The following is a 3,433-nucleotide window of genomic DNA, read 5'->3' as shown; positions in this document are numbered from 1 at the left end:
GGATATAGCCGCCCATCAGATGTTGCCCTCCTTGGGGAAGACCACTGTATCTGGAGGCGTCCCCGAGGCAATCGCTTCAGACCAATTGTCGGCGTCGGCGCCGCCGCTCATCGTCCTGCCGGACATTTCTCCCCGTAAAGTGACGGGGAGAAAGGGGCTGGCCGCGATCTCGGCACGTTCGCCACGGCGCTTGTGATTGGCGAAACCATAGATGATGGCTTCCCTCTCCCCGCCACTATACGGGGAGAGGATGCCGACAGGCAGGTGAGGGGCGGCGCCTTCGCCCGCAAGAAATTCACCCTTTGCCAATTTTCGCCGCCTTGCCCTTGTCGACCCACCACAGCGCTTCGACCGGAAAGCCGAAATCGGGCTTCTGCTCGGGAAAGCCGAACATGTCCCAATAGGCGCTTCGGTGATTCGCCAGATGCCAACTTGGAATCCAATCGCGCCGAGCGCGCAAGGCCCGATCGAGCGCCCGCATGGCGACGGTGAGGCTCTCACGGTCCTTGGCCGCGCCGACGGCGTCGATCAGCGCGTCTATAGCCGGACTCGCTATGCCCGGCAGGTTCCGAGAGCCTGAGACCGACGCGCTTCGCGAATGGAAGAAGGTCTCGAGGTCATCACGGGTCGGGGTTGCGCTAAAGGAGAAGGCGGCGGAGATCATGTCGTAGTCGAATGTGTTCTGTCGCAATTGATACTGCGCGGCATCGACCAGCCGGATTGAGGCATCGATGCCGACAGCCTTCATATTGTCGACCCAGGGCGAGTAAATCTGCACGAACGCGTCGTCGTCGACGAGGATTTCGGCTGATAGCCGTCCGCCCTTGTCGTTCACGACAAACGCGCCGGATCGCTTCCAGCCGGCCTCGGCGAGAAGCTTCGCCGCCTTGCCCAGCAATTGGCGGTCGCGGCCTGAGCCGTTCGATACAGCCTGGGTCACGGCTTCGCCGAAAGTCTCGGGCGGAATCTGATCCCGCAGCGGCTCCAGCAAAGTCAGTTCCTGCGGCGACGGCACGCCTTCGGCGCGAAAATCCGATTTCTCGAAGCAAGACTGCGAGCGCTCATATGAGCCGTAGAAGAAATTGCGTCGGGTCCATTCGAAGTCGAAGCAGAGTGCGATCGCCTGCCGAACGCGGGAGTCCCGGAACTGTTCCCGCCTTTGATTGACGGCGGTGGCCTGCATGGAAGGCACCTTTTCCGCCGGGAATTCGTGCTTCACCACCTTGCCGGCTGTGACAGCCGGAAAATCGTAACCCGTGGCCCAGACACGCGAAACGGATTCTTCCCTGTAGAGGATCTCGCCCTTCTTGAACGCTTCGAACGCGGCGTTGCGGTTCTGGTAGGATTCGATGCGAATTCGCTGGAAATTGTTCTGGCCGCGATTGACCGGAAGATCGTTGCCCCAATAGTCGGCCACCCGCTCATATTCGATCCAGGCCCCGGCCGACCAGCGGCCGATCTTGTAGGCGCTTGAACCCAACGGAGGATTCATCTGCGAGGAATCGAACGGATTGGCCGTATAGAAGGCTTTCGACAGGATCGGCATCTGGACGACGTTGAGAATCGTGCGGGAGGCCTGCTTGCCTGAGAATTTGAGTTCAAGCGTGTGGGCGTCCACCGCTACGGCGTCCTCCAGATGCGTCAACGACAGCGAATAGTCTGGGTGCCCCTTGTCCTTCAGCAGCTTGAAGGTGAAGGCGGCATCCTCGGCCGTCAGCGGCGTGCCGTCGTGGAAACGGGCCTGCGGGCGCAGCGAGAAGGTGAAGCCGTTGCGGTCGTCGGAAATCGTGACCCCGTCGGCGATCAGCCCATAGACGGCGTCGGGCTCGTCAAGCGCCCGCACCATCAGCGCATCGAAGCACATTTCCGTGCGCTGCGGCGCATCGCCCTTGGGGACGAATGAATTCAGGGTGCTGAAGGTCAGCGGGGTCTGGTTCGCGACCCAGTTGAAAGGCTGGAAATTGAAGGTGCCGCCTTGCGGCGCATCGACGTTGACATAGTCGAAATGCGCGAAGTCAGGCTTGTATTTCAAATCGCCGAACGCCGACAGCCCATGCAATTTGACACCGGTCGGGGTCTGAGCGAAAGCCCGACCCGGCAGCAGCGCTGCGGCAGTCGCCGCCGCGCCGAGCGCCAGGAAGTCGCGACGAGGAAGCAATGTCTGCCGCCTCATCAGTTACCCCTGTATTTGGCGGTCAATGCCTTTTCCTTCGCCGTATCGATCCACCAGGAGTCGATATCGGCGCCACGGTAGCTGGGCTGCTTTTCGGGCATGCCGAACTTGTTCCAGTAGGCAAGCCAGACCACCGCCCGGTAGTATTGCGGCACGGTATAGTAGTTCCACAACAGCACGCGATCGAGCGCATGAGTGGCGGCGACGAGATCGTCGCGGTCGGTGGCGAAGATGACGCGGTCCACCAGCGCGTCGACGACCGGGTCCTTGATGCCGGAGTAATTGCGCGAGCCGGGTGAATCGGCGGACTTCGAACTCCAGAAATCGCGCTGTTCGTTGCCGGGCGAATCCGACTGCTGCAGCACGTTGGTGATGACGTCGTAGTCGAAATTGTTGACGCGGTTGACGTACTGGCTGGGGTCGATGATGCGCAGCGTCGCATCGACGCCGATCTTGCGCAGATTGGCGATATAGTTGCCGGAGAGGATCTGATCCGTGTCGGACGTGCCGAGGATCTCGAATTTGAACGGCGCGCCGCTCTTGGCGTTCATCATCTTGCCGCCCTTGATCACCCAGCCGGCCTGGGCGAAGAGGTCGACAGCCTGCTTCAGATATTTCCGCTCCGCTTGCGGTGAGTCGTAGACCGGCAGCTTGAATTCCTGGGTGAACAGTTCAGGCGGCAGCTTGTCGCGATACTTCTCGAGGATTTCGAGTTCCTTGCCTTGCGGCAATCCGCTCGACGCGAGTTCCGTACCTTGGAAATAGCTTTGGGTGCGCGTGTTGGAATTGAAGAACAGCGTTCGGTTCATCGTCTCGAAGTCATAGGGATAGGTTAGCGCCTCGCGGACCCGGCGATCCTGGAACAGCGGCCGGCGCTGGTTCAGCATGAAGGCTTGCATCGGCTCCGGCGAAGTGGTCTTGAATTCCTTTTTGATCACGTCGCCGGCGTTCACCGCCGGAAAGTTGTAAGCCGTCGCCCACCGCCGCGAGCTGTTTTCGGCCTTGATGTCGTCTAGCCCGCCCTTGGTAAAGGCCTGCCACGCAGCATTCTCGTCCAGTATGTAGGTGAAGCGCTGAGTGTCGAAGTTCTCCCGGCCGATCTTCACCGGCAGCTTGGCGCCCCAGTAATCAGCCACGCGCTGCCAGACGATCTCGGAACCCGGCTTGAAGCTGGCGATCTTGTAGGCGGCTGATCCCAGCGGCGGCTCGAGAGTCGGCCTGGTGATGTCGCGCTTCTTGCCGCTGGCATCGGTGCCCTCC

At 60.9% G+C, this 3,433-nt stretch carries 3 protein-coding genes; all 3 read right to left on the bottom strand.

The genetic code is table 11. The features are described 5' to 3' along the window. Positions 1–15: 15 nt before the first annotated feature. The gene (locus tag EOA79_RS30850) at positions 16–309 is read right to left on the bottom strand and encodes a hypothetical protein (protein WP_206522144.1); all 294 of its coding nucleotides are present in this window, start codon (positions 307–309) and stop codon (positions 16–18) included. Further along, a complete protein-coding gene (locus tag EOA79_RS30845; protein ID WP_127335909.1) occupies positions 296–2,173 on the bottom strand; it encodes an extracellular solute-binding protein in 1,878 nt (625 codons plus the stop codon). The genes EOA79_RS30850 and EOA79_RS30845 overlap by 14 nt, the downstream gene beginning before the upstream one ends. Beyond that, on the bottom strand, positions 2,173–3,433 hold a 1,261-nt coding region (locus EOA79_RS30840; protein WP_164894029.1), incomplete at its 5' end, for an extracellular solute-binding protein. The genes EOA79_RS30845 and EOA79_RS30840, both read right to left, overlap by 1 nt.

The sequence above is a fragment of the Mesorhizobium sp. M1A.F.Ca.IN.020.03.2.1 genome (assembly GCF_004023205.1).
Classification (GTDB): Bacteria; Pseudomonadota; Alphaproteobacteria; order Rhizobiales; family Rhizobiaceae; genus Mesorhizobium.
This window is presented reverse-complemented; position numbering and strand designations above follow the sequence as displayed.